This window comes from Polaromonas sp. 39-63-25 (assembly GCF_002278925.1).
GTDB lineage: Bacteria > Pseudomonadota > Gammaproteobacteria > Burkholderiales > Burkholderiaceae_C > Polaromonas.
Genome location: NZ_NCJH01000011.1, coordinates 98,351 through 122,794, shown reverse-complemented (window position 1 = coordinate 122,794; position 24,444 = coordinate 98,351). Strand labels below are relative to the sequence as shown.

At 62.7% G+C, this 24,444-nt stretch carries 23 protein-coding genes and 2 tRNA genes; 13 read left to right on the top strand and 12 right to left on the bottom strand.

Going from position 1 to position 24,444, the window contains the following annotated elements; genetic code table 11:
* Window positions 1–17 precede the first annotated feature (17 nt).
* Genes B7X65_RS14770 through B7X65_RS14760 form a run of 3 tightly spaced genes read left to right on the top strand, consistent with a single transcriptional unit; the run spans window position 18 to window position 3,142 of the window.
* The gene (locus tag B7X65_RS14770) at window positions 18–743 is read left to right on the top strand and encodes a Crp/Fnr family transcriptional regulator (RefSeq protein WP_077594314.1); all 726 of its coding nucleotides are present in this window, start codon (window positions 18–20) and stop codon (window positions 741–743) included.
* A gap of 4 nt (window positions 744–747) precedes the next feature.
* Window positions 748–1,854, top strand: a complete 1,107-nt coding sequence (locus B7X65_RS14765; protein WP_293595054.1) for a phosphotransferase — start codon at window positions 748–750, stop codon at window positions 1,852–1,854.
* A 28-nt stretch (window positions 1,855–1,882) separates the two neighbouring features.
* Entirely contained in the window at window positions 1,883–3,142 is a 1,260-nt protein-coding gene (locus B7X65_RS14760) for an acyl-CoA dehydrogenase family protein (RefSeq protein WP_293595053.1), read from the top strand.
* 85 nt (window positions 3,143–3,227) lie between these two features.
* Here B7X65_RS14760 and B7X65_RS14755 read toward each other — a convergent pair whose 3' ends face one another.
* Window positions 3,228–3,911, bottom strand: a complete 684-nt coding sequence (locus B7X65_RS14755; RefSeq protein WP_293595052.1) for a hypothetical protein — start codon at window positions 3,909–3,911, stop codon at window positions 3,228–3,230.
* Between the two features lie 98 nt (window positions 3,912–4,009).
* Here B7X65_RS14755 and B7X65_RS14750 point away from each other — a divergent pair, with 98 nt between their 5' ends.
* On the top strand, window positions 4,010–4,714 hold the full coding sequence (locus B7X65_RS14750) for a glutathione binding-like protein (RefSeq protein WP_293595051.1): 705 nt from the start codon (window positions 4,010–4,012) through the stop codon (window positions 4,712–4,714).
* Between the two features lie 19 nt (window positions 4,715–4,733).
* On the opposite strand, the gene B7X65_RS14745 is transcribed toward B7X65_RS14750, so the two are convergent.
* From B7X65_RS14745 to B7X65_RS14715, 7 genes are all read right to left on the bottom strand, one after another.
* Entirely contained in the window at window positions 4,734–5,297 is a 564-nt protein-coding gene (locus tag B7X65_RS14745; RefSeq protein WP_293595050.1) for a hypothetical protein, read from the bottom strand.
* Window positions 5,284–8,433, bottom strand: coding sequence for a carboxypeptidase-like regulatory domain-containing protein (locus B7X65_RS14740; protein ID WP_293595049.1), 3,150 nt, complete (start codon window positions 8,431–8,433; stop codon window positions 5,284–5,286). Before B7X65_RS14740 ends, B7X65_RS14745 begins: the two co-directional genes overlap by 14 nt.
* Window positions 8,434–8,522: 89 nt before the next feature.
* On the bottom strand, window positions 8,523–9,437 hold the full coding sequence (locus B7X65_RS14735; RefSeq protein ID WP_293595048.1) for a molecular chaperone: 915 nt from the start codon (window positions 9,435–9,437) through the stop codon (window positions 8,523–8,525).
* 36 nt (window positions 9,438–9,473) lie between these two features.
* On the bottom strand, window positions 9,474–9,932 hold the full coding sequence (locus B7X65_RS14730) for a DUF4402 domain-containing protein (protein WP_293595047.1): 459 nt from the start codon (window positions 9,930–9,932) through the stop codon (window positions 9,474–9,476).
* A 150-nt stretch (window positions 9,933–10,082) separates the two neighbouring features.
* Entirely contained in the window at window positions 10,083–10,628 is a 546-nt protein-coding gene (locus B7X65_RS14725; protein ID WP_293595046.1) for a DUF4402 domain-containing protein, read from the bottom strand.
* A gap of 426 nt (window positions 10,629–11,054) precedes the next feature.
* Window positions 11,055–11,131 (bottom strand) — tRNA-Arg (locus B7X65_RS14720).
* Window positions 11,132–11,173: 42 nt separating this feature from the next.
* Window positions 11,174–11,250 (bottom strand) — tRNA-Pro (locus B7X65_RS14715).
* 153 nt (window positions 11,251–11,403) lie between these two features.
* Between B7X65_RS14715 and B7X65_RS14710 the strand changes: the two genes are divergently transcribed.
* The gene (locus B7X65_RS14710; protein ID WP_293595045.1) at window positions 11,404–11,790 is read left to right on the top strand and encodes a DUF488 domain-containing protein; all 387 of its coding nucleotides are present in this window, start codon (window positions 11,404–11,406) and stop codon (window positions 11,788–11,790) included.
* Between the two features lie 121 nt (window positions 11,791–11,911).
* Here B7X65_RS14710 and boxB read toward each other — a convergent pair whose 3' ends face one another.
* From boxB to B7X65_RS14695, 3 genes are read right to left on the bottom strand one after another with little or no spacing between them, the layout of a single operon-like run.
* Window positions 11,912–13,336 (bottom strand): benzoyl-CoA 2,3-epoxidase subunit BoxB, encoded by a 1,425-nt coding sequence (gene boxB / locus B7X65_RS14705; RefSeq protein WP_293595044.1) that lies wholly within the window; start codon window positions 13,334–13,336, stop codon window positions 11,912–11,914.
* Between the two features lie 4 nt (window positions 13,337–13,340).
* The gene (gene boxC, locus B7X65_RS14700) at window positions 13,341–15,044 is read right to left on the bottom strand and encodes a 2,3-epoxybenzoyl-CoA dihydrolase (RefSeq protein WP_293595043.1); all 1,704 of its coding nucleotides are present in this window, start codon (window positions 15,042–15,044) and stop codon (window positions 13,341–13,343) included.
* Complete coding sequence (locus tag B7X65_RS14695) at window positions 15,041–15,949, bottom strand: helix-turn-helix transcriptional regulator (RefSeq protein WP_293595042.1); 909 nt, start codon at window positions 15,947–15,949, stop codon at window positions 15,041–15,043. The genes boxC and B7X65_RS14695 overlap by 4 nt, the downstream gene beginning before the upstream one ends.
* A 100-nt stretch (window positions 15,950–16,049) precedes the next feature.
* Between B7X65_RS14695 and B7X65_RS14690 the strand changes: the two genes are divergently transcribed.
* The 8 genes from B7X65_RS14690 (at window position 16,050) to B7X65_RS14655 (ending at window position 23,744) form a co-directional block, all read left to right on the top strand.
* Window positions 16,050–16,538: a flavodoxin domain-containing protein gene (locus tag B7X65_RS14690; protein WP_293595041.1), complete on the top strand. Its 489-nt coding sequence runs from the start codon at window positions 16,050–16,052 to the stop codon at window positions 16,536–16,538.
* A 76-nt stretch (window positions 16,539–16,614) separates the two neighbouring features.
* Window positions 16,615–18,198 (top strand): benzoate-CoA ligase family protein, encoded by a 1,584-nt coding sequence (locus B7X65_RS14685; RefSeq protein WP_293595040.1) that lies wholly within the window; start codon window positions 16,615–16,617, stop codon window positions 18,196–18,198.
* A gap of 144 nt (window positions 18,199–18,342) precedes the next feature.
* On the top strand, window positions 18,343–19,542 hold the full coding sequence (locus B7X65_RS14680; protein WP_293595039.1) for an ABC transporter substrate-binding protein: 1,200 nt from the start codon (window positions 18,343–18,345) through the stop codon (window positions 19,540–19,542).
* A gap of 80 nt (window positions 19,543–19,622) precedes the next feature.
* Window positions 19,623–20,249: a LysE family translocator gene (locus tag B7X65_RS14675; RefSeq protein ID WP_293595038.1), complete on the top strand. Its 627-nt coding sequence runs from the start codon at window positions 19,623–19,625 to the stop codon at window positions 20,247–20,249.
* Between the two features lie 9 nt (window positions 20,250–20,258).
* Window positions 20,259–21,122 (top strand): branched-chain amino acid ABC transporter permease, encoded by an 864-nt coding sequence (locus B7X65_RS14670; RefSeq protein ID WP_293595037.1) that lies wholly within the window; start codon window positions 20,259–20,261, stop codon window positions 21,120–21,122.
* The gene (locus B7X65_RS14665) at window positions 21,119–22,132 is read left to right on the top strand and encodes a branched-chain amino acid ABC transporter permease (RefSeq protein WP_293595036.1); all 1,014 of its coding nucleotides are present in this window, start codon (window positions 21,119–21,121) and stop codon (window positions 22,130–22,132) included. Before B7X65_RS14670 ends, B7X65_RS14665 begins: the two co-directional genes overlap by 4 nt.
* Window positions 22,125–22,871, top strand: coding sequence for an ABC transporter ATP-binding protein (locus B7X65_RS14660; RefSeq protein WP_293595035.1), 747 nt, complete (start codon window positions 22,125–22,127; stop codon window positions 22,869–22,871). The genes B7X65_RS14665 and B7X65_RS14660 overlap by 8 nt, the downstream gene beginning before the upstream one ends.
* 135 nt (window positions 22,872–23,006) lie before the next feature.
* Window positions 23,007–23,744: an ABC transporter ATP-binding protein gene (locus B7X65_RS14655; protein WP_293595034.1), complete on the top strand. Its 738-nt coding sequence runs from the start codon at window positions 23,007–23,009 to the stop codon at window positions 23,742–23,744.
* Window positions 23,745–23,771: 27 nt separating this feature from the next.
* On the opposite strand, the gene B7X65_RS14650 is transcribed toward B7X65_RS14655, so the two are convergent.
* Window positions 23,772–24,044, bottom strand: a complete 273-nt coding sequence (locus B7X65_RS14650; protein WP_293595033.1) for a hypothetical protein — start codon at window positions 24,042–24,044, stop codon at window positions 23,772–23,774.
* Window positions 24,045–24,444: the final 400 nt, after the last annotated feature.

The window sequence follows — 24,444 nt, the reverse complement described above, 5'->3', positions numbered from 1 at the left end:
CACCCAAAAGACAGGCTATGGACGATCCCATTCTTACGATAGACGAAAGAGAGGCCATCAACGGTGGCCGCTGGTTTTCATCCCTATCTCCCTCACTCAGGCACGACATACTTCGATGCGCATACGTCCAACGTTTCAAGGATGGCGAACTGATCGCCGCCCGCGGCGACCCGCCGGAACAATGGATTGCCTGCGCCAAAGGCGCGGTTCGCGTGAGTTCGACCTCGATCTCGGGCAAGCAGATCACGCTGACCTATGTGGAGCCCGGCATCTGGTTTGGCGATGTGGCCATCTTCGACGGCGACCGGCGCACGCACGACGCCTATGCGCACGGCGAGACCACCATCCTGTGTGTGGCCAAGGCCGACTTCAAGAAAATCCTGGCTGCGCATGTGGAACTGTACGAAGCCATGCTGCGCCTGCACGCGCGCCGCATCCGCCAGCTCTACGGTCTGGTGGAAGACCTCAACACCCTGCCCCTGCGCGCACGGCTGGCCAAGCAGCTGCTGCACCTGGTGCGCAGTTACGGCGTCAGCAGCTTGAGCGACGGGCGCGAGGTGCGCATCGGCCTGCAACTGGCGCAGGAAGAACTGGCGCAGCTGCTGGGTGCCTCACGCCAGCGTGTGAACCAGGAACTCAAAGCCATGGAGCGCGAGGACGCGATACGCATCGAACCGGGCGGCCTGGTGGTGCGCAACCGCGAGGCGCTGATGCGCATTTCTGAAGCCGACCTGGAAAAATAAAGCGATGAGCAACTTTGACCACTTCCTGGGCACACGCGCGGTGTCGGGCCAGCACGCTTTCGACATGGAAGCGCTGAGTGCCTACCTCGAGAAGCATCTGCCGGGTTTCCAGGGTCCGCTGAGCGCCGAAATTTTCAAGGGCGGCCAGTCCAACCCGACCTACAAGCTGATCACGCCCCAGCGCTCGTACGTGATGCGCGCCAAGCCGGGGCCGGTCGCCAAACTGCTGCCATCGGCCCATGCGGTCGAGCGCGAGTTCAAGGTCATGACCGGCCTGCAGGGCACCGACGTGCCGGTCGCCAAAATGTACTGCCTGTGTGAAGACGAGGCCGTGATAGGCCGCGCCTTCTACGTGATGGAGTTTGTCGAGGGCCGTGTCCTGTGGGACCAGGCCTTGCCGGGCATGACGAATGCCCAGCGCGGCGATATTTACCGGGAGATGAACCGCGTCATTGCCGCGCTGCACAAGGTGAAGTTCGCCGAGCGCGGGCTGGCCGACTACGGCAAGCCCGGCAATTATTTCGAGCGCCAGATCGGTCGCTGGAGCAAGCAGTACACCGCCTCCATCACCGAGCCCATCCCCGAGATGGACGCGCTGATGAAATGGCTGCCCGAGAACATTCCGGCCAGCGCCCGCGATGAATCCATGGTTTCCATCGTGCATGGCGACTTCCGGCTCGACAACCTGATGTTTCACCCGACCGAGCCTCGTGTGCTGGCCGTGCTGGACTGGGAACTCTCGACCTTGGGCCATCCGCTGGCCGACTTCAGCTATCACTGCATGGCCTGGCACATTCCGCCCGGTGCTTTCCGCGGCATCGGCGGCCTGGACGTGGCCAGCCTCGGCATCCCGACCGAGGCTGAGTACATCCGCCTGTATTGCGAACGCACTGGCTTTGCCAGCCCGGAACTGATCAAGGCCGACTGGAATTTTTACCTCGCCTACAACCTGTTCCGGCTCGCGGCCATTTTGCAGGGCATCGCCAAGCGCGTCGAAGCCGGCACCGCGGCCAGCGCACAGGCCGTCGCCTCTGCCAAAGGCGCGCCCGCGCTGGCGCGCATGGCCTGGGACTTTGCGCAAAAAAGCCAGTCGGGCCACAAGCCCGGCTAAAAGAAACCTTTACCCAGGAGATAGCTACATGGAATTCAACTTCACCCCCAAGGTCCAGGACATGCAGGCCCGCCTGCTGGCCTTCATGGACCAGCATGTTTACCCGAATGAGGCGCGTTTCTTCCGCGAGATTGCAGAGAACCGCGCCAAGGGCAACCCGTGGATTCCGACAACCATCATCGAGGAACTCAAACCCAAGGCCCGCGCGGCGGGCTTGTGGAACCTGTTCCTGCCGCACTCGCCGCGGGCACCCGAGGGCCTGTCCAACCTCGAATACGCGCCGCTGTGCGAAATCATGGGCCGCGTGCCTTTTGCGCCCGAAATCTTCAACTGCTCGGCGCCCGACACCGGCAACATGGAAACGATCGCCCGCTATGGCTCGGAAGCCAACAAGGACCGCTGGCTGGAACCCCTGCTCAAGGGCGAGATCCGTTCGGCCTTCCTGATGACCGAGCCCGAAGTGGCTTCGTCCGACGCCACCAACATCCAGTGCAGCATCGTCCGCGACGGTGACGACTATGTGATCAACGGCCTGAAATGGTGGTCGTCGGGTGCCGGTGACCCACGCTGCGCAATTTACATCGTCATGGGCAAAACCAACCCCGACGCGGGCCGCCATGAGCAGCAGTCCATGATCCTGGTGCCGGCCAATGCGCCCGGCATCACCGTGATCCGCCCCCTGAGCGTGTTCGGCTACGACGACGCACCGCACGGCCACATGGAAGTGCGGCTGACCAATGTGCGCGTGCCGGTGGGCAACCTGCTGCTCGGCGAAGGCCGCGGTTTTGAAATTGCGCAAGGCCGCCTTGGCCCCGGACGCATTCACCACTGCATGCGCAGCATCGGCATTGCCGAACGCGCACTTGAACTGATGTGCAAGCGCCTGAACACCCGCATCGCTTTCGGCAAGCCGGTGGCACGCCAGTCGGTCTGGCACGAGCGCATCGCCGACGCACGCTGCATGATCGACCAGGCCCGCCTGCTGACACTGAAAGCCGCCTACATGATGGACACGGTCGGCAACAAGGTCGCCAAGGCCGAAATCGCCATGATCAAGGTGGTCGCGCCCAACATGGCTTGCCAGATCATTGACTGGGCCATCCAGGCGCATGGCGGTGGCGGCGTGTCCGATGACTTCCCGCTGGCCTATGCCTACGCCCACCAGCGCACGCTGCGTCTGGCCGACGGCCCTGATGAAGTGCACCGCGCTTCGCTAGCCAAGCTGGAACTGGCCAAACACCTGGCCATGCCCGGCGAGGTCGAGATGCCGATCACCCGCGGCAGCTGACAGGAAAAACCCGGCGCTGATCAGCTATAAAAAATATAGCTGCTCGCGTCCGCGGTTATTGGGCTCAGGCCATTTCTGGCTTGAATCAAAGGGGAATGTCCGTCGACAGGCCGGCCAGCGCCGATTCACAGGCGCTGGTGTACACGATGGCTGCATGTTGCAGCGTGGCGATGCTGAATGGGCTGTACTGCATGCGCAGGTAGGCTTTGCCGCGGAGCAGCATCAGGATGAAGGGGGTCTGCGCATCCGGGCCCGGCTCGGGCCAGTGGAGCAGCAGTTCGGCCAGGCTGCCGTCCAGCCATGCCAGGGCATGTTCGCGCTGGTCCGCCAGCACGGTGTAACGTTCCCAGAATTCTGGCACCACGCTGCTCCAGCCAACTTCGTCATACATCGCGAGCCAGCGCATCTCCTCGGGCAGGCTGGGGTCGGCCGTGGTCTGCAGCGTGTCGGTGTAAATCGCGTAGGCGCGTTTTTCCAGCGACTCCTTGAGCGGCCGGTTCATGATGAGCACCGCCGCATCTTCGTTGATGTCCAGCGCTGCACGGGCTCGGAGTTCCTCGCCGACGATGTAGTCGCGTGATGCCGCCCCGCTCTCCAGCTTCCAGGGCTTGCCTTTCACCTTGCCGGTCAGCACACAACCGGCGCCCTTGCCCTGGCTGGAGTAACTGAAGCCATGCGTGCTGGCCCACTCCGACACCGCGTCGGGCCTTGCCGCTTGCAGCGGCTGAGTCTCGCCTCGCACAAAGACCTTTTTCAGGCGCTCAAACATGATTCCGGCTTTTCTCTTAAAGTGCTTGAGAACTTGTCTGCCTGCCCGCAAGGGGCGCGGACAAGCACTTTGCCATCATAGTTCCAAAGGTTGCGTTCATGCTCAAAGTCTATTCCTGGCCCACGCCCAACGGCCACAAGGTCCACATCATGCTGGAAGAGTGCGGCTTCCGCCTCGGTCGCGACTGGGAAGCGATTCCGGTCAACATCGGCACCGGCGACCAGTTCCAGCCCGAGTTTCTGGCCATCAGCCCGAACAACAAGATTCCCGCGCTGGTGGACCCCGAGGGGCCAGACGGCAAACCCATGGCACTGTTCGAATCCGGTGCCATCCTGCTGTACCTGGCGGCCAAAACCGGCAGATTCCTGCCGAAAAGTGACCGGTTGAAGTTCCAGGTGCTGCAATGGCTGATGTTCCAGATGGGCGGCGTCGGCCCCATGATCGGACAGACCCACCACTTCCGCCAGTACGCGCCCGAGAAAATCGATTACGCGATCAACCGCTACACCAACGAGACCCGACGGCTTTACGGTGTGATGAACCAGCAGCTGGCGGGCAGCAAGTTCATCGCCTGCAACCAGTACACGATTGCCGACATCGCCATCTTTCCGTGGCTGCGCAACTGGGAAAACCACGGCATCGACTGGGCCGACTACCCGCACCTGAAGAAATGGTTTGACGTCATCGCGGCCCGGCCTGCCGTGCAGCGCGGCGTCAAGGTGCTTGCCGATCTGCGCCGCCCCATCACCGACGACAAGGCACGCGAAGTGCTGTTTGGCAAGACGCAATACCAGAAACGCTAGACGCGCAGCTGCAGCCGAGTCAGTTGTACTCGATGTTGACCGCGCCGTTGACCGGTTGCGACACGGCAAAGGTCAACCCTGAACCACCGCTGACGGCCAGGGAGCCATCGGCCTTGCGCGTCACATTGACGGCCCCGGTACCGGCCGCTGGCGGCGCGGCACCTGCGCCCGAGCTGCCCTGTGCAGCCGTGGCGCCCTGTGCTGCGGCTCCACCTTCCGCCGCCCCGCCTCCCTGAGCGCCGCTTCCACCGGCGCCGGCGGGAGGCGCCCCCCCGACACGCAGCAAGGGGCCACTGGTGGACAGGCTGCTTGTGAAACTTTCGACCGTGAAGACCGTCCCCGGCAAGGCCAGGGGCGTTTCAACCACCGCAGGCGCTGGGGCGGGTGTTACTACGGGTGTCGCTACAGGTGCAGGCGCGGGCACCGTGACAATGACCGCCACCGAGCCGACCACCGTTGCGCTGGCGATGCCTGCCGCCGTCACCGCATGGCTGCTGCCGGTCATCAGGATCAACCCACCGATCATGAACACGCAGGCAATACCCGGCTGAGGTTTTTTTGGCCGCCAATCATTTTTTTTCATGGTGCTCCTCGCGGGGAAGACCGGACTCCGCTCCGGCCGGCATTTTTCGCAGCAGAAAATCCACGCCGTTGATGAATTTTCCGTCGGGCAGGATGTTGATCTCACGCACACCCGGATCGACCAGACCGAACCGCCTCAGTTGCTCCAGAGAGACCTGCACATGGTAGCGGCCCTGGGGGATGGCCGGAACAATGTAATAACCGTCTGAACTGGTTTTGATTGTATTCACCACGCGCCGGTGGCTGTCAAGCAATTCGATCACAACATCGCCGATGCCGCGCCGTGTATTGTTCTCGACCAGGTACACCGTGCCATCTATTTCGCTGGTCAAAATGATGGGGAAATCAATTTCCGCCACATGCCCGGGGCGTGGCACCACACGCACCCCCTTGCGCTGCGGCGCCCAGTAGGGATCCTCCAGTGTCTGCGTGTCGACCGCCAGGTCCACATGTTGCCGCGTCGGCAAACGGTCCAGCCAGGCAATCCCCGCGGCATCGGTCCGCACCGGCGCCCGGCTGCCGTTGACGGTGATCGCGGCGTTTTCAACCGCTTCTTCGCCAGCGTCCATGGCTCCGTTGGCATTGCTGTCCACAAAAACACGCGCCGATGCTGCACCGCTGTCGGCTTTGGGCAGCGCGTCAAAACGCCACTGTCCCTGGCGTGGTTCCCTGCCCATGGCAATAAAGAGTTGCACGCCCAAGGTCAACACCCCCGTGCTGGAATAGCTGGTGCTCAGTCCCAGCCCGTAACTGCCCAGGCTTTTGTTCAGGCCTGCCGTGTACAGTGTCTCCCGGCTGCTGATGGAGCGCACCACGCCGAGATTGAGCAGGTAGCCTTCGCCCAGCCGCCTGTCGCCCGAAAGCACAACGGTATCGAGTTTTGCCTCGGGTTTGAGCAGGTAGCCCAACTGGCCACTCAGACCGGTGACCCCGACGCGATAGCTCAGTTGCAGGGCACCGCTGGCCGTGGTCGTACCACCCGAGTTCTGCCAGGTCAACTGATTGGCCACCGAGGTGCCCTTGACATAGGCGGCGACGCGGCCGGTCAGGGCCACGTTGCGGAGACCGGATTGAAACTGCTCGCGCTGGACTTCCACGGTCACCGGCAAGCGCGGCAACCAGCCTGCCGGAATGGCCCCGTCCAGCCGCAACTTGTCGCGTGTGCGCAAGGGATCGGTAGTGGGTAAAAACAGCTCGCTGTAGAAGTCCTTGAGCCGCAGGTGGCTGTAACTCAGTGAGACAGGCCCGACACGGGTCTTCAGGCCTGACTCATTGAGCCAGCCGCCATTGGGCGAGCGGAAAAAATCATTGCTGAGAATGGCGGATTTCCAGAAACCACGCAGCCCCAGGTTGCTGTACAGCTGTCCATCCGCAGTGTTGATGCCGGTGGTTGGGCCGGCCGTCACCGATGAGGGCAAGCGCACAAAACCAGCGGTCCCGGTCAGGTACTTGTTCAGGCCCCACTCAAACTGGGCGACCGAACGCGACTGGCCGGCGCTGTCCTGGTGCTGGGCGAGGCTGTAATAAAACGCACCGGGCGGCGTGCTGGATTGCTCGAGCAAAAAACTCTGGCGCTCCACCCGTTGCTGGCCGAGCGGTCCGTGAAACACCAGGCGAAATTCATTGAGACCATAGGCCAGGGGCTGGTCGTCAAAGCTGTAGCGGCCGTCCGCACGCGAGCTCTGAAAACCGACCAGCGCCTCGTTGAAATACAGCTCCACATCCCAACCGGGCGGCAAATCACCCTGCAGCGTATGGCGATCAAAACTTGTCGGCTGGGTGATCGGTCGGTTGCTGAGCGTCAGCCCATAACCCTTGCCGGTTGCACTGCGGCCGGCGATGTGGGTCACACTCGGGGCGGAAACACCGCTGCCGAACATCACCGACCGGGCGCGCATGGGGCCAAGCAGGCCCGCATCCGGATCGTGGCGTGCCAGTGTGAAACGCACGTCCGGCGACGGATCCTGGCGGGTGCTGCTGACAAAAAATGCCGATTCCAGGCCGAGCAGGTCGCCCGTCAGGTAGGCGGTGTAGCTGGCGCTGGTCTGCCGGCTGCCATTGCCGGTACGCAGGCCCATCCCGAAGGTCTGGTCGATAAAAGGCACGCCCAGCACGCGGTAAGGCATGTCCACGCGTGGGTAGCCCGGGTCTTCGTAACCGGCGCGGGCGCCCAGCTTGCCTGCGCGGCGCTCACGCTCCAGGCGCTCCTGCAAGGGAAGGCGTTCCCTGGGCTTGACCCGCAGTGTCAGGCTGGACAGGTCCACCTCGAAATCAAGCGGCAACCACCGGGAAAGCAGCGAAGCCGCGACGTAGATGTCGTCGCCCTGCTGACGGACCAGCGTCCGGTCAAACAGCTGGGTCTGGTCGGCCAGCGTGATCCTGCCCTGGGCCGTATCCAGGCTGAAACCCCGAGCCTCGCTCAGCACATAACCGTCGGCCGTGCCCTGTTCGGCCTGCGTCCGGATCGCCAGCGTCAGCAGCCTGGCCAGTTCGCCCAGGGGCAAAAATGTCTCGCGGCCAGCCTGGTAGGTCGTGATGGCATCGGTCAGCACATGTTCATCGAGTTGCACCTCGAGCAATACCAGGTTCAACTCATCGGCGCGGCGCAGGGGCCCGGGAATTGCCGCTGGAGGCGCTGGGGGCGCCGTTGCGGCCGCCAGCACCGGCTGCTGGCGGGCCGGGGGCGCTGCCGGAGGCGCCGCAGGTGCAGGTGCAGGTGCCACGGATGGTGCGATGTCCAGCACCAGCCTGTAACCCCTGCCCGCTTCGGGCTTGAGCGAAAAAATGTTGGGTTCGGCCTCTGCCTTGAGTCCCAATTCCAGCAGAACCGGTCCGGTACCGGAAGGGGATGACCTGACCTGGATAGGTTGCATGTAGGGGTGATCGGCAGCGATCTGGCCCGTCAGTCCGGTCAGCGCCGCATTGAGCGCCACCTCTTCGAGCTCCAGCACCACCCGCCCGGGATGGCGCAGGATATACAGACTGAAGCGCAGCTCCGTCCGGGACTCAAGCACGATGCGCGTCCGGGCATCACCCCTTTCCACTGATGCTGCGCTGACCAAGATGCTGGCGAACGCCATGCCCGGCGCCAGCACCAGCGCCACCGGGAGAAGCAGCCGGATCCTGCAGCTACGCATCGAAACCCCGCCGGCAAGGCGTCGAAATAAAGCGTGGCCCCTCATGATGAAAGCTGCTGCGTCATGGGTGGGCGCAACCGCTGTCCCGGTCAGGGCAATTCGATGGCGGCTTCCGCCAGCAACTTGCCACCCGCGTCAGGACGCTCCCGATAGCTCACACGCAAGGTGCCGCGTGCGAGCACCACTCCGGCTGGCGGCTGTAGCGCCAGCCTGACGCGGCGCAAGGCATTGGGCGTGTAAACGGCCACGCCACCGGCTTTTCCGACTTCCTGCGGCACGCCGCCCTGTGGAGTGAACGTTGCAATCAGATCCCCATACACAGAACGGTTGCCGCTGCGCTGCAACACCACGGCCAGCATCGCAGGCTGGCCAGCCACGGGCCTGGGCAGTTCCAGCCCGGACAGCGAGACGATGGCCGACGTTTCACCGTGCCGCACGATCACAGGAATCGATACGCCCACGAGCGCCCTCAGCTGGACACCGACTTCGCCCGGCCCCGGCTTGGTCGCCTGGGCGTCAATGCTGCTGGCGCCGGTGGCCTCGGGAACCAGATCAAACTGCAGATGTGAGCGGTATTCACCCACCGGCAGGTCTGCCGGTTTGCGCAACAGGATGCGGATGGTCTGGCCGCGACCAGGGGCCAGCACCACCTGCCGCGGCGAATAACGCAACAAGGCATCGGCAAACTGCTCACCGGGCAAAGCAGGTTCTGCCGCGGTGAACTCACCGGTTTCGTTCATGCGCCGATTCACCAGATGGACACGGTACGTGGTGCTCTCCTGTCCATTGTTGATCAACTCCAACTGGGCCGCCCGCTGGTTTTTTTCAAACACGACACGTGTGGGAAACAGCATCAGGTCTGCCGATGCAGGCGGCGCAGTCAGGAAAATGAAGCACACCCCCGCGAGCCAGCCAAGGCATCGCAGGGTGAAGCGGATCCGCAGCACCAACACCCCTGCGGCACCTGCTGGCACTGAACGGGCAATAAAAGTGGAGGGTGTCATGCCGGGGTTCCTCGTTTTTTCATGAAGCGTGGCTTGTCAGTTGTACTCAACCATGACGTCGAAACTGCCGCTGTAGCTGCCGGTGGCCTGGTTGCTTCCAACGGTGAGCGTGGCCCCGACGGTCAATGTCTGAGTTCCACCGCCACCAATCAGGCCGGTTCCCCCCGGATTGCTCGTGAAGGTGTTGACGGCCATGGAATTCGGGCCACTCGTCAACACCACCACACCGTTCGATGGCAAGGTAATGGCGTAGGTCGCACTGCTGGTACCGCTCACGGTGTACGACGCAGCGGATCCGGCACCGGAAGGCACCAGAAAAACGCCGCCCCCTGAACTGCGGGCACCGGCGGCGCTGATGGTCACCGTTCCACTGCTGGCGCCGGGAGCAAAGCTGCCAAAGGCCAGTGCCTGGTTGGCCCCCAGCGTCTGCGCCCAACCCGTGGACGCGATAGCGGCCGCGCAGGCCAGCGCGGACAGGAGGCGGAGCGTTTTCATCGCAGGCATTTCTCGACAACCCCGTTGGAATACGAGGCCAAGTGTTGTGGGACCACGGTCCCGGAAACCAGACCGGCTTGCCGGCCACACCGCTTTCAGTCGCCTGGAACGTTCGCGGGCTGGCCCGGCCTGCCGGGAATCGCAGACTGCTTAGTTGTAATCAACCGAAACGTTGAAGCTTCCGGTGTACGACCCAGCCACCTGACTGCCGACGGTGGTGATGGTTGCCCCTACCCCCAGCGTCTGTGCGCCGGCAGTCAATGCGCCTGTACCGGACGGGTCGCTGGTGAAGTTGCTGACCGCCATGGTTTCGGGTGCAGACGCTGCACCGGTCGTGATGTTCACCGTGCCGTTGGTCGGCAGGGTAATCGCATAAGTCAGCGTTCCTTCGCCGGTGACGTTGAACGTTGCCCGACCCACCGTCGAGGTGACGAGCAGCGTACCGCTGTTGGTTCGCGCACCACTCGTTGCGTTGATGGTCACCGTCTGTGCGGCTGCGCTGGTGGAAAACGATCCGAAACGCAGGGTTGTGCCGGCGGCGATGGCGATCGGCGCCACCACCGTTGCGGTGGCATCGTTCGAGGTCGTTGCGGCCTGCGAGTTGATGCCGTGCCCCGCCATTCCCAGAACCAGGGCGGATGCCAGTGTTGTGTGCAATGCACGCCGCTTGAATGTCGAAAAATGCTCTGATTTCATGATCACCCCTTTGTTAATGAATCAACGTCAACATGCATCAGCCTGACCAGACGCCCGCCGTATGGCGGAAGTGGGAAAGCTGCATTTCCAGGATGCCGGACTGCCCTTTTTGTCCCTCCGGCAGAGTTTTTTGTATCTTTTATGCGATTCTATTTATCTAAATGTGACTTTTGTAGAAAAAATTGCGATTCCATTGGTGACTTTTTAACAAGTTAACTTTTTTTATGCTAAAGGATGAATTTTTGACAATTCGCTGGGGTGGCTCTATGACTTTGGGCCTATATCCACGTCGAGCCAAGCGAGCACAGCGACGTGATTTCGCAACGCATGGGCGCGGCAAGGCACCGCGCACGGACGCAAGGCTGCGCCTGAGACGGTCAGAACAATAAAAATGGGGAGGGTTGGCGGACGCAGCGCATTCAGCACTGGTCTGCCCGGAGGGGATCGAACCCCCGACCCTCAGCTTAGAAGGCTGATGCTCTATCCAACTGAGCTACGGGCAGATATGAAAAAAGCCCACAGAGTGAGCTTTTTCATTGGATTCTTGGTCGGAGTACAAGGATTCGAACCTTGGACCCCCTGGTCCCAAACCAGGTGCGCTACCAGACTGCGCCACACTCCGACTAGTCGAATATTATAGCCCGAACACAGCCCGACTTTGCGACCTGCTGCGTTTATTTGCAAAGGCAGCCCTGCAAACACCAGGACCGGCCGGGAGCAGTGCAAAAGGTTTCACAATGGCAACCCTGAAACACCGTCAAACACAGGAGGCTCCATGGGGGTAAGCATCGTGAGACTGGGTACGGCCCGGCAGGCTGGCGAAGGTCTGCGCATAGGCACGGTACGACGACCACCGCGCGGCGTGCCCAAAAGTGAATTCGCGACGCAGGACTGGTACGACGTCTGGTACCCCAACCTGGCCCCCAGCGCCGAGACCATAAAACTGGGCCAGTCCGTGGAGACCGACAAGGACTGGGCCGCGTTCAGCAAAAAATACCGCGCCGAAATGAGCGAGCCCGATGCCAGCCGCAACCTGGACCTGCTGGCGGCGCTGTCGCACCAGACAAATTTTGCGATGGGTTGTTACTGCGAGAACGAGGCACGCTGCCACCGTTCGCTGCTGCGGGACCTGCTTCAGGAGCGTGGCGCAGAGATTACCTGAACGTTGAAGCGCCCTCCCCCTTCAAGCAGGGGCCGCGGAACCGGCTTCGCCGGGCCGCAGGCGCAGCGGCCCCCTCGGGGGGCAGGGAGCTACACGCAGTGAGCGACCGTGGGGGCCATGTTCAGAGTTTGACGTACTCGTACTCGACCGCGTTGGCATTGATGCCGCGGTCCGGCGGTGCGATCCAGCCCGCCATCTTGCCGGGTTCGGTCACGCGCTGCATCAGGCTGTGGATGAAGGTCTTGTCTTCATCGGTCGGAAGCCAGGCGTCCTTTCTGGCTTCAAATTCAGCGGCGCTGATCGGGTTGCCCTGTGGATCGGTGTGGGCGGCCGACCAGACACCGACACTGCGGCGGAAACGAGAGTTCGGCAGGCTCAGCTCGAAGTCCACACCGGCGCGTTTGATCGCCATGTTCCAGCGCGTGACGCCGACATTGCAGTCCTTCACATATTCCAGACGCGTGATCTCGTTCATGCCGTTGCGGGTGGAAATGGTTTCGTTCTTCAGGCCGCCTTTGCCGTCCGGCACCTGGATGGTCATTTCGCTTTCGAGTTCGACGTGGTCGGCGAACTTGGCTTCGTCCGGTCGGCCCTTGATGCCGTTGCTGAAGTAGTTGGCCGCGTTCGACGAGGCCTCGGAGCCAAACAGGTCCAGCGAGGAGGTGAACCAGAAATTCATGAATTTCTGGACGGTGGGCAAGTCGATCACGCCGGCCTTGCGCAGCGTGTCCACGTTGTCGGTGTCCAGCTCTTTCATGACTTCCAGCGTGCGTTTGATGACGCGGCCAATGCCGGTCTCGCCGACAAACATGTGGTGGGCCTCTTCCGTCAGCATGAACCGCGTGGTGCGCGCCAGTGGATCGAACGCGCTTTCGGCAAAGGACTTGAGCTGGAACTTGCCATCACGGTCGGTGAAGTAGGTGAACATGAAGAAGCTCAGCCAGTTGTCCATGGGCTCGTTGAAGGTGCCCAGGATGCGCGGCTTGTCGGCGTCGCCGCTGTGGCGCGTCAGCAGCTCTTCGGCTTCCTCGCGGCCGTCGCGGCCGAAATGCGCGTGCAGCAGGTAGACCATGGCCCACAGATGGCGGCCTTCCTCGACGTTGACCTGGAACAGGTTGCGCAGGTCGTACAAAGAAGGCGCGGTGTGGCCCAGCAGGCGTTGCTGCTCGACCGAGGCCGGCTCGGTGTCGCCCTGGGTGACGATCAGGCGGCGGAAGGCGCTTCGGTATTCCCCCGGCACTTCCTGCCAGACGTCCTGGCCCATGTGGTCGCCAAAACCGATCTTGCGGTTTTCTTCCTGGTCGGCCAGAAAAATGCCCCAGCGGTAGTCGGGCATGGGGGTGTAGCCGTAGCTGGCCCAGCCGGACGCATCCACGCCGACGGCGGTGCGCAGGTAGACCTCCTTGGCATTGAAGTCGCTCGGGCCCATTTCGTCCCACCAGCTCATGAAGGCCGGCTGCCAGTGCTCGAGCGCACGCTGCAGCTGGCGGTTCTCGCCGAGGTTGACGTTGTTGGGGATCAGGGCTTGCAGGTCAATGGTGCTCATGGTGTTAAATCCTTTTCCAATCAAATTTCGCTTTTTTGCCGGTACCGAAAAGTTTCAGGGCACCGTCTTCCCCGACCGCATTCGGTCGGATGAAAATCCAGTTCTGCCAGGCCGACAGGCGGCCGAACACGCGTGTTTCCATGGTCTCCTTGCCGGGAAAGCGCAGCGAGGCTTCCATGCCGGTCATCGCATCGGGCGACAGGCTGGCGCGTTCTTCCAGCATGATGCGGATCTCGTCATCCCAGTCGATGTCGTCGGGGCTCAGGGTCACCAGGCCCAGCTCGAGCGCCTGATCGGCACGCAGCGGGCTGTCACCGAGTTTTTGCAGCTGCGCGATGGTGGCCTCGTCTTCATAAAACCGGGTCTGCAGCCGTGTCAGGTGATTGACGGCCGGGAACCAGCCGAAATTGGCGGGGCTCAGTTGCAGCGTGGGCGCGACGTCGGGCGAATCCGGCAGGTCCAGCATGTAGATGCGGTCGCAGCTAAGGGCCAGTTCGTAAAACGTGCCGGCAAAACAGGAACCGGCATCGACCAACGCGATCAGCGAGCGGCTGGTCACGTCCAGGCGCGCCAGCGTGCGGCGCAGCGCGCCGGTGGTTTCCTTGACCAGCCAGTGGTCCTTGAGCTGGGCCAGCACCTCGTCCATGCGGATCACCTGGCCGGCGTCGCCATGCGTCTTGATGACCCAGGTGCCGACTTCGAGTTCGTTGGTGCGCAGATTCAGGATGGCGTCGTCGAGCTCGCGCTGCAGCTTGAGCGGGTACCAGTTGGCACCGGCGGCTTCGATGGCTGCCGGCGTGGACTCAATCGCGGCGGCCGGCGCCTTGACGGTGATGGTGGCAATGCGTTTTTCGCGGTCCACCTGCGCATCGACCACGCTGTAGTGGTAACCGGCATCGTCGATGAGCACCTTCAGCGGCGTGAGTTCAATGCCTTTTGAGGCTGCAGCCCTTGTGGACTGGGCGCGAAGCGCTTCTATTTCAGTAGCAAGCAAGGCGCTGAACTGCTGCGGCTTGGCATAGGCGTCGATGAGTTTCCAGTCGCGGGCCCGGTCGGCGCGCACGCCTTCGGACGTGGTGCAGAAGATATCGGCCAAGTCGCGGCGCACCTTGCGCTTGTCGGTCACGCGCGTCAGGCCGCCGGTGCCGGGCAACACGCCGAGCAGCGGCACTTCGGGCAGGCTCACGGTGGAACTGCGGTCGTCGACCATCACAATGCGGTCGCAGGCCAGGGCCAGCTCGTAGCCGCCGCCGGCGCAGGCGCCGGTCACGGCGGCGATCGCCTTGAGGCCATCATGGCGCGAGGAGTCTTCCAGGCCGTTGCGGGTCTCGTTGGTGAATTTGCAGAAGTTGACCTTCCAGCCGTGCGTGGACAGGCCCAGCATGTAGATGTTGGCGCCCGAGCACCAGATCTTTTCCTTGCCCGACTCGAACACCACCACCTTGACGGCAGGATGCTCGAAACGGATGCGGTTGATCGCGTCGTGCAGTTCGATGTCCACGCCGAGGTCGTAGCTGTTGAGCTTGAGCTTGTAGCCGGGCTTGATGCCGCCGTCTTCGTTGATGTCGAGCTTGAGGCGCGCAACGTCGCCCTCCACGCTCAGGGTCCAGTGCTGGTACTTGGTCGGGTGTGTGGCAAAGCTCACGAGCTCGCGCTCCTGGCCCTCAATCACCTGTTTGAACAAAAGTGGTTCGGTCATGGCGTTCATGGAGTCTCCTTGGGTTGCGCCTGGGCAGGAACGGCGCGTTCCAGGTCTTTCAGGCTTTGTTTGAGGGTTCGGGCGGCGGTGTCCACCACGGCATCGGCGCGGGCATACAACGCTTCGCGGCTGGCCAGGATACGGCGCAGGTCTTCCATCGCCTCGTCCGTGGCGCCGCGGGTGGCAGTAAAAGGCCGCATGTCGCCCTGCGCCACCACGCGTGCCATGTGTTCTTCCGGGCTGGCCTTGAGCCAGACGCAATAAAAGCGGCTTTGCAGCAGGTCAAAGGTTTCGCGCTCGCTGACGATGCTGCCGCCGGTGGTCATGACAACGCCGTCGGCATGGTCCTCGGCAATACGAAACAGCGCGCGGCGCTCGTAGCGGCGGTAGCCGGCCTGCCCGTGCAGCAGCAGGATTTCGTTCATGCTGGTGCCGGCTTCGCGCTCGATCTCGCGGTCGAGTTCGACAAAAGGCACGCCGCGCTCGGTGGCCAGCTTCAGGCCCAGCGTGGACTTGCCAGCACCGCGCAGGCCGATCAGGGCAATGCGCTGTTCGCGGCCCAGCGCATCGCTCAGGCCGAAGGTGCTGCCGAGCAGTGCGTAGGCCTGGTCCAGCTGCGTGTCGTCGAGCCGGCCCAGCAGCCCCTGGACACGGGCCAGCGCCGGGCGCGGTGCGTCCTGCAGCAGTTCCAGAATCGAGATGTTCAGCGCGCGGGCCGCGGCTTCGAGCGAGTTGATCGAGACATTGCCCTTGCCGCTTTCCACGTCGGCCAGGAAACGCTCGCTCAGGCCGGAGTCACTCGCCAGCGCCTTGCGCGTCATGCCGCGGCGGGCGCGCCAGGCGCGCACCCGGGCACCCAGCTCGGCGAGCGTGGCCTTGTTCGCCTGGTCGGACAGGGTTTCGACGTTGGACATCTGCGTTATTTGAAAAAAGTTTGCGTTAAATCAATATTGCACTATACTTCACGTAATTCGCTTGTCAAGCAGTTTATTGCATCTTTTTCGGAGATCACTGATGAAACTCAAAATTCTCGTGGGCACCATGACCAGCACAGCCGACTACGTGGCGCAAGCCATCCAGATGGATTGCGCCGATCTCGTCAGTGATATCGAGGTTCAGCTGATGGACGGCCTGGACATCAGCGTCTTCGACAGCGCCGCCGAAGAAGATGCAATATATCTCATCTGTTCATCCACCTACGGCCAGGGCGATGTGCCGGACAACGCCCGGCTGCTGTATGACTCTCTCGATGCCCAGCCCAAATTCCTGGGCCACGTGCGCTACGGCGTGATCGCCCTCGGCGACCGCACCTACCTGCAGACCTTCTGTTTCGGCGGCAAGAAGTTTGACGAGCGCCTGCAGGGCCTGGGCGCGCAGCGTATCGGGGAGGTCTGGTGCCACGACGCCAGCGCCGGCACCCTGCCCGAGACCGAGGGTGCCGCTTGGTGCCGCGAGTGGCTGGCACTGGCACTGAGCAGCACGCCCAGCACCGAAACCGCCTGAGTCTTACTGAAAAAAGCCTCCAGCCCAATAGTGGCGGGCGCAGGCAGCTATAAAAACGAGAGCATCCGGAGACCCCATGAACCTGAGCCGCGCCGACCATTCGGTAAGCCCCCCTCGCGTTGACATTCCCCGCGACTACAACGCCGCCCATGACCTGCTGGAGCGCAATGCCAGCCGCCCCAGCAAGACCGCCTTCATCGACGCAGTCAGCGGTGCGACGCTGAGCTACGGCGAGCTGGACGAACAGGCGCACCGTTTTTCCAATGCGCTGCGAGCCCAAGGCTTCGCGCCCGAGAGCCGTGTGCTGCTGGCCATGCTGGACACCCCCGAATGGCCGGTGGCTTTTCTGGGCTGCATCCTGGCCGGTGTGGTACCGGTGGCCGTCAACACCCTGCTGACCACGCCCGACTTCGACTTCATGCTGCGCGATTCGCGCGCCCAGGGCCTGATCGTGTCCCAGCCGCTGCTGCCCGCGTTTGAGCCGCTGATCGGGAACATTCCCACGCTGCGCAGCGTGATCGTCGCCGGCGTCGACGATGCGACGCCGCATGCGAGTCTGGCCCAGATGATCCGGGCACAACCAGCTACAAAAATCGTAGCGCCGACCTGTGCCGACGACGCCTGTTTCTGGCTGTACTCCAGTGGCTCCACCGGCGCGCCCAAAGGCACGGTGCACCTGCACAGCCACCTGATCCAGACCGCCGAGCTGTACGGCCGCGGCGTGCTGGGCATCCAGGAGACGGACGTGGTGTATTCCGCGGCCAAGCTGTTTTTTGCCTACGGGCTGGGCAACGGCCTGACCTTCCCGATGAGCGTGGGCGCCACGGCCATCCTGCTGCCGGCACGCCCGACCACGGCCGAGGTCTTCCGCATCCTGAAAGAGCACCAGCCCACCATCTTCTACGGCGTGCCCACGCTGTACGCCTCCCTGCTGGCGGACCCGGCCCGCCCGCCCCGGGCTGCGTTGAATCTGCGCGTCAGCACCAGCGCCGGCGAGGCCCTGCCCGCCGGCATCGGCAACAAGTGGGCCGCCGAGTATGGCTGCGACATCCTCGACGGCATCGGCTCGACCGAGATGCTGCATATCTTCCTGAGCAACCGGCCTGGCGAAGTGCGTTACGGCAGCACCGGCAAGGCCGTGCCCGGTTACGAGCTGCGCATCGTCGGTGATGAGGGACATGACTGCGGCGTCGGCGAGATCGGCGAGCTGCAGATCAAGGGCCCGAGTTCGGCGCTGATGTACTGGAACAGCCGCGCCAAGACCAAAGCCACGTTTGCCGGCGAGTGGACACGCAGCGGCGACAAATACACGGTCGATGCCGACGGGTACTACACCTACAGCGGCCGCACCGACGACATGCTCAAGGTCGGCGGCATCTATGTCTCGCCTTTCGAAGTGGAGGCGTCGCTGATGACCCACCCGGCGGTGCTGGAAGTGGCGGTGGTCGGCTTGGCCGATGCCGACCAGCTGGTCAAGCCGAAGGCGTTTGTGGTGCTCAAGAAAGGTCAGGCAGCCTCGGCCGACGACCTCAAGGCGCACGTCAAGCAGCAACTGGCACCTTACAAGTACCCGCGCTGGATAGAGTTTGTGGACGAGCTGCCGAAAACCGCGACCGGCAAGATCCAGCGCTTCAAGTTGCGCCAGCAGGTCGCGGCCTGAACCCGCAGTCTGGCAGGGTATTTGCTTTAAACGTAAACAATTTAATCCTAAATCTCGGGTTTTTCACTAGGGTTTTCGCAGCACCGCGCCGTTACCATCAAAGCCTTCCGGCGCTATTCGTTCCGTCCCAACCAGGAGTTATCCATGACCTCACGCCTTCCTTCACGTCGTTTGATCCTGAGCCAGAGTGCGGCCGTCATCGGCGCCGCCTCCACCGGCCTGCTGCTCCCTCAAGTGGTGCGGGCGCAGTCCGGCAAGGTGCGCGTGGGTTTCATGCTGCCTTACACCGGCACCTTCGCGCAGCTCGGCGTGGCGATTGAAAACGGTTTCCGCCTGGCCATCGACCAGCAAGGCGGCAAGCTCGGCGGCCGCGAGATCGAGTACTTCAAGGTGGACGACGAGTCCGAGCCTTCCAAGGGCGTTGAAAACGCCAGCAAGCTGGTGCAGCGCGACAAGGTCGATGTGCTGGTCGGCACCGTGCACTCGGGCGTGCAGATGGGCATCCAGAAAGTGGCGCGCGACTCCGGCGTGCTGAGCCTGATCCCGAACGCCGGTGTGCATGCCGCCACCCGCGGCCTGTGCGCCCCCAATGTATTCCGCACCTCTTTCAGCAATTCGCAGCCCACCCGCGCGCTGGGCCAGGCCATGGTCGCCCGTGGCCACAAAAAAGCCGTCTGGATCACCTGGAAATACGCTGCCGGCGACGAGGCCTTTGAAGGCTTCAAGGAAAGCTACACCGCGGCCGGTGGCACCATCATCAAGGAACTGGGCCTGCCCTTCCCCAATGTCGAGTTCCAGGCGCTGCTGACCGAAATTGCCGCGCTCAAGCCCGACGCCGTGGCCTGCTTCTTTGCCGGCGGCGGCGCTGCCAAGTTCATCCGCGACTACGCGGCGGCTGGCCTGAAAGGAAAGATTCCCCTGTACGGCTCAGGCTTCCTGACCGAAGGTGTTCTGAACGCAGCCGGCCCCGCGGCCGACGGCATCATCACCACCATGCACTACAGCGACTCGCTGGACACGCCGCGCAACAAGGCCTTCCGCCTGGCCTACGCCACAGCCTTCCGCAGCCAGCCCGATGTGTATGCGGTGCAGGGTTACGACACCGGCCTGCTGCTGGTCCAGGGCGCCAATGCGGTTAAGGGCGATCTGAACAGCAAACCGGCCCTGTACAAGGCGCTCGAGTCCGCCGTGATCGACAGCCCGCGCGGCAAGTGGACCATGAGCAAGGCCCACAACCCGGTGCAGGACATCTACCTGCGCCAGGTCGAGAACAAGGAAAACAAGGTGATCGGCGTGGCCGCCAAGGCGCTTGCAGACTCTGGTGCCGGCTGCAAGATGGGCTGATTTTTTTCTGCTTCAAAATGGGAGGTTTCGGGCCTCCCATTTTTTTGCCTTGTTTCGCAGCGAAGCTTCAACGCCCCATCATGACCCTCACCACCTATCTTCTTTACCTCGCGGCCGTCGCCCTGCTGATCTTCACGCCGGGCCCGACCATGCTGATGTGCATGACGACCTCGCTGAACCATGGCCCGCGCAAGGCCATGACCTCGGTGGCCGGCAGCGTCAGCGCCGTGCTGGGCGTGATGTTGCTGTCAGCCCTGGGCCTGGGCGCGCTGCTGGCGGCCTCGGAAACAGCCTTCACGGCGGCCAAGTTGCTGGGCGCGGCCTACCTGATTTACCTGGGTGTCAAAACCTTTCGCAATGATGCGCCCGTGCTGCGGGCCGATGCGGGTCCGCTTGAGGCGCCGCGCCGCTCGTTTTTCCTGCGCGGCTTCCTGGTCGGCGCGAGCAACCCCAAGGCCGTGCTTTTTTTCGCCGCCTTCTTTCCCCAGTTCCTCGATCCGCAAGCGCCCTTCGTGCCGCAGTTCGCCATCCTCGCGCTGACCTTCATGGCCTTCGAGTTCAGCGTGCTCAGCGGCTGCGCGCTCGGCGTGTCGCGCATTGCACCGCTGCTGCGTTCGAGCCGCGCGGTGCGCTGGTTCAATCGCGTCTCGGGCGGGCTGTTCACGCTCATGGGCGGGCTCCTGTTGCTCACCCGCAGGCAGGCCTGAAGCGACACGATGGATCTCGCCAATTTTCTCATCCAGCTGCTCAACAGCGTCCAGTACGGCCTGCTGCTGTTCATGCTGGCCGCCGGCCTGACGCTGATTTTCGGGATCATGGGCGTGGTCAACCTCGCCCACGGCAGCTTCTACATGCTGGGCGCTTACCTCGCCTGGTCGCTCAGCGCCTATTTCGGCAGCCTCACGCTGGCCATCCTCGGTGGGGCCGTGCTGTCGGCAATTTTCGGACTCGCGCTGGAGTGGCTGCTGTTTCGCCACTTCTACCAGCGCGACCACCTCGACCAGGTGTTGCTGACCTTCGGATTGATCTACATCTTTGAAGAGCTGCGCTCCATTGTCTGGGGCGACGATGTCCATGGTGTGCCGATTCCCGAGTTGCTCAGCGCGTCGATTCCGCTGACCGAGAACCTGTCCTACCCGGTCTACCGCCTGTTCATGTCCGGCGTGTGTATTGCGCTGGCCATCGGCCTGTACCTCCTGATTTCAAAAACCCGGCTGGGCATGAAAATCCGCGCCGGTGCCTTCAACCGCGACATGGCAGGTGCACTGGGCATCAACATCAAGCTGATCCATGCCGTGGTGTTTGCACTCGGCGTGACACTGGCCGCGGTGGCTGGCATGATCGCCGCGCCAATCGCCAGCGTCTACCCCAACATGGGCTCGCAGGTGCTCATCATGTGTTTTGTGGTGGTGGTGATCGGCGGCATCGGCTCGGTGCGCGGAGCCCTCATTTCCGCGCTGCTGGTCGGCCTGGTCGACACCTTCGGCAAGGTGCTGCTGCCACAGGTGGCCGGCATGCTGGTTTACATGTTGATGGCGGCGGTGCTGCTCTGGAAGCCTGAAGGTTTGTTCAAGCAATGAGCACGATGAAAGCCAACCTTGAAGTCCTGCCGCGCGGCGTGCAGGTCACGCTGGCACTTGGCCTGGTCGCCCTCATCGCCTTCCCTTTTGCGGGCACCGACTTCTACACCCAGATGGTCACACGCATGATGATCATGGCGATTTTTGCCATGAGCCTGGATTTGCTGCAGGGCGTCACCGGCCTGGTCTCGCTGGGGCACGCCGCCTACTTCGGCCTGGCCGGTTATGCACTGGCTTTCCTCATGCCGCAAGGCGAAGCCGTCAGCCTGTGGTGGACACTGCCCGTGGCCGTGCTGGCCTCGGGGCTGGCCGCGCTGATCATCGGATTTTTCGTCGTTCGCACCCACGGCATCTACTTCATCATGGTCACCATGGCCTTTGCGCAAATGGTGTTCTTCCTGTTTTTTGACAACAAGGTGCTGGGTGGTTCGGACGGGCTGTACATCAATTTCAGGCCCGACACCACCTTGTTCGGCTGGATGCCTTTCGATCTGGACAACAAGCGAACGCTGTATTACTTCACGCTGGCCGTGATGCTGGGGGTCTACGCCTTTTTGCGCCGCCTGCTGTGGAGCCCGTTCGGCCGCGCGCTGGCCGGCATCCGCGTCAATGAACACCGCATGCGTGCCATGGGCTTCGGCACCTTCCGCTACAAACTCACGGCCTTCTCGCTGGCCGGCGCGCTGGCCGGCCTGGCCGGCTACCTGTGGGGCACACAAACCGGCTACATCAATCCCGAACTCATGGGTTTTCACATGAGCGCGCACGCCATCATGATGGTCATCCTCGGCGGCATGGGCAACTTCGCCGGCGCGATTGTCGGCGCCTTCGCTTTTGAGTACCTGCTGCATGTCTTCAAGGATCTGCCGCAGGTCGGCAGCGTCAACCTCGGCAAGCACTGGCAGTTGTGGATGGGCTTGTTCATCGTGCTCCTGGTGACTTTTGCGCCGCGCGGCATCCTGGGCCTGGTGGAACGCTTTGGCAAAAGCAGGAGAGCTGGCGATGAGTGAAATACTGCTCTCTGCGAAAAACCTGACCAAGCGCTTCGGCGGCCTGGCGGCGGTCAGCGACGTCTCGCTGGACCTGCAGCGCAAGCAGATCCATGCCGTGATCGGCCCCAACGGCGCCGGCAAATCGACGCTGACCAATCTGCTCTCCGGCGACCTGCCGCCCACCTCGGGCTCGGTGCGGCTCGGCGACCGCGACATCACCGGCTGGAACCCGGAACAAATTTCGCGCCAGGGCTTGGGCCGCAGCTACCAGAAAACCAATATCTTCCTGCCCTTCACGGTCTGGGAAAACGTCCGCCTGGCCGCGCAGTCGCGCCAGCCGCATGCCCTGCACTGGCTCAGCCGTGCTACCAATTTAAAAGCAGTCAACGCCCGGACAGAAAGGGCCATCGAGCTTTCCGGCCTGGAAAACCGCAAACAGGCGATCGCCGGTGCCACCAGCCATGGCGAACAGCGCCAGCTTGAAATTGCCATGACGCTGGCCACCGAGCCGCAGGTGCTGCTGCTCGACGAGCCACTGGCCGGCATGGGTGTGGCCGAGGCCGAACGCATGGTCGCGTTGCTGCTCAAACTCAAGGCCGACCATGGCATCCTGCTGGTCGAACACGACATGGACGCGGTCTTCACGCTGGCCGACCGGCTGACCGTCATGGTCAACGGCCAGGTCATTGCCAGCGGCACGCCCGCCGAGATCCGGGCCGATGCCGGCGTGCAGGCGGCTTACCTCGGGGAACATTAATGCCCCCACGCTTTTCACTTCGTGTAATGCGCTGCCCCCCGAGGGGGCGCTGCGCCTGCGGCCTGGCAAAGCCAGTTCCGCGGCCCCTGCTGGTAAAGACGGGCCTGCCGAAGGATGCCCTGCTCCGGAAATCTTATGAGTGATTTATTGATCGATGCAAAAGGCATCCAGACCTATTACGGCGCAAGCCATATCCTGCGCGGCATCAACTTTTCCGTCGCGCGTGGTGAAACCATAGGCCTCATGGGCCGCAACGGCATGGGCAAAAGCACCCTGCTCAAAAGCATCATGGGTCTGGTCAAGCCGCGCTCGGGCAGCCTGGACATCATGGGCCAAGCGATGCTGGGCCGGGCCCCGTACGAAATTTCCCAGCTCGGCATCGCCTATGTGCCCGAGGGCCGCGGCATCTTCGGCAACCTCAGCGTGGTCGAAAACCTCAAGATGGCGGCGCGTGCCGGCAGACCGGGAAGCGCCGCAGACGGCGTGGGCCGAAGAAACGACTGGACCTACGACCGGGTGCTGGAGACCTTCCCCCGGCTGAAAGAACGCCTCGGCCACGGCGGACAGCAGCTCTCGGGCGGCGAGCAGCAGATGCTCACCATCGGCCGCGCGCTGATGACCAACCCCGATGTGCTGATCCTCGACGAAGCCACCGAAGGTCTGGCACCGCTGATTGCGCGCGAAATCTGGCGCATCTGCGGTGTGATTCGCGAGAGCGGCATCAGCAGCGTGATCGTCGACAAGAACTGGAAACACGTCACCCGGATCACCGACCGCAACGTGATTCTGGTCAAGGGCGAGGTGGTGTTCGAAGGCAGCTCGGCCGACCTGCATGCACGGCCGGAGCTGCTGACGCAATACCTGGGCGTCTAGCCCGCGCTGACTATTTCCAGACAGCCGTCAGCTTGATTTTGTCGTCTTCGACTCAGCCGTGCACTGCCCTTTTACCTGGGCAGTTTCTATAGCTTCGACCTCACCCTTGAGTCTTGCAACATCACCTTCGTGATCGCCGGACAGTTTGCTGAAAGGGATGCCCAAGAGGAATACACCAAAAGCATCACCGTTTGCCTTGGTGTCCTGCATTTTGGAAAACTTGTCAAGGTCTGCACGCGTTGAAGCCATTTTGATGGTCAGCGCGGCGCAGTCGAGATGAGTGAATTTCTCATAGGACACGTGCGAAGCCCTGATTGAATCGGGACGATTTGCACAGGCGATCAAAGATATGGCGGATTTGGATGCGTGAGCCACCCCGGCAGAGGTGCTCCGGCACGCATTCTACGCATTAACTTCCCTCTGATCCATCAGGGCGCAGAACCCAGTTCTCTGGCCTACCAGACATCCAGCAACGCTTCTCGCGGGGACGCCCTGCGACAACAGGCGCGCTTTCGCTTTCATGCAGCCGTACTTCGAGACCGAAGTACCAGGGGCCCGTCGCAATCGACAAAGCCCGACCCACATGGCATCATGGCCTCACGCCGGGCAACATGACCGGCCCCCCCCTGAAAGGCTGGATGCATGCGTTGGCCCTGGCAAGTTGAGGCGCCGCTCCGGCCATCACAAACGCATGCGGACT

Excerpts from the sequence above, each read along its gene's own strand:
- B7X65_RS14770 (WP_077594314.1), top strand. The coding sequence starts at position 18 with ATGGACGATCCCATTCTTACGATAGACGAAAGAGAGGCCATCAACGGT.
- B7X65_RS14765 (WP_293595054.1), top strand. The coding sequence starts at position 748 with ATGAGCAACTTTGACCACTTCCTGGGCACACGCGCGGTGTCGGGCCAG.
- B7X65_RS14760 (WP_293595053.1), top strand. The coding sequence starts at position 1,883 with ATGGAATTCAACTTCACCCCCAAGGTCCAGGACATGCAGGCCCGCCTG.
- B7X65_RS14755 (WP_293595052.1), bottom strand. The coding sequence starts at position 3,911 with ATGTTTGAGCGCCTGAAAAAGGTCTTTGTGCGAGGCGAGACTCAGCCG.
- B7X65_RS14750 (WP_293595051.1), top strand. The coding sequence starts at position 4,010 with ATGCTCAAAGTCTATTCCTGGCCCACGCCCAACGGCCACAAGGTCCAC.
- B7X65_RS14745 (WP_293595050.1), bottom strand. The coding sequence starts at position 5,297 with ATGAAAAAAAATGATTGGCGGCCAAAAAAACCTCAGCCGGGTATTGCC.
- B7X65_RS14740 (WP_293595049.1), bottom strand. The coding sequence starts at position 8,433 with ATGCGTAGCTGCAGGATCCGGCTGCTTCTCCCGGTGGCGCTGGTGCTG.
- B7X65_RS14735 (WP_293595048.1), bottom strand. The coding sequence starts at position 9,437 with ATGACACCCTCCACTTTTATTGCCCGTTCAGTGCCAGCAGGTGCCGCA.
- B7X65_RS14730 (WP_293595047.1), bottom strand. The coding sequence starts at position 9,932 with ATGAAAACGCTCCGCCTCCTGTCCGCGCTGGCCTGCGCGGCCGCTATC.
- B7X65_RS14725 (WP_293595046.1), bottom strand. The coding sequence starts at position 10,628 with ATGAAATCAGAGCATTTTTCGACATTCAAGCGGCGTGCATTGCACACA.
- B7X65_RS14710 (WP_293595045.1), top strand. The coding sequence starts at position 11,404 with ATGGGGGTAAGCATCGTGAGACTGGGTACGGCCCGGCAGGCTGGCGAA.
- boxB (WP_293595044.1), bottom strand. The coding sequence starts at position 13,336 with ATGAGCACCATTGACCTGCAAGCCCTGATCCCCAACAACGTCAACCTC.
- boxC (WP_293595043.1), bottom strand. The coding sequence starts at position 15,044 with ATGAACGCCATGACCGAACCACTTTTGTTCAAACAGGTGATTGAGGGC.
- B7X65_RS14695 (WP_293595042.1), bottom strand. The coding sequence starts at position 15,949 with ATGTCCAACGTCGAAACCCTGTCCGACCAGGCGAACAAGGCCACGCTC.
- B7X65_RS14690 (WP_293595041.1), top strand. The coding sequence starts at position 16,050 with ATGAAACTCAAAATTCTCGTGGGCACCATGACCAGCACAGCCGACTAC.
- B7X65_RS14685 (WP_293595040.1), top strand. The coding sequence starts at position 16,615 with ATGAACCTGAGCCGCGCCGACCATTCGGTAAGCCCCCCTCGCGTTGAC.
- B7X65_RS14680 (WP_293595039.1), top strand. The coding sequence starts at position 18,343 with ATGACCTCACGCCTTCCTTCACGTCGTTTGATCCTGAGCCAGAGTGCG.
- B7X65_RS14675 (WP_293595038.1), top strand. The coding sequence starts at position 19,623 with ATGACCCTCACCACCTATCTTCTTTACCTCGCGGCCGTCGCCCTGCTG.
- B7X65_RS14670 (WP_293595037.1), top strand. The coding sequence starts at position 20,259 with ATGGATCTCGCCAATTTTCTCATCCAGCTGCTCAACAGCGTCCAGTAC.
- B7X65_RS14665 (WP_293595036.1), top strand. The coding sequence starts at position 21,119 with ATGAGCACGATGAAAGCCAACCTTGAAGTCCTGCCGCGCGGCGTGCAG.
- B7X65_RS14660 (WP_293595035.1), top strand. The coding sequence starts at position 22,125 with ATGAGTGAAATACTGCTCTCTGCGAAAAACCTGACCAAGCGCTTCGGC.
- B7X65_RS14655 (WP_293595034.1), top strand. The coding sequence starts at position 23,007 with ATGAGTGATTTATTGATCGATGCAAAAGGCATCCAGACCTATTACGGC.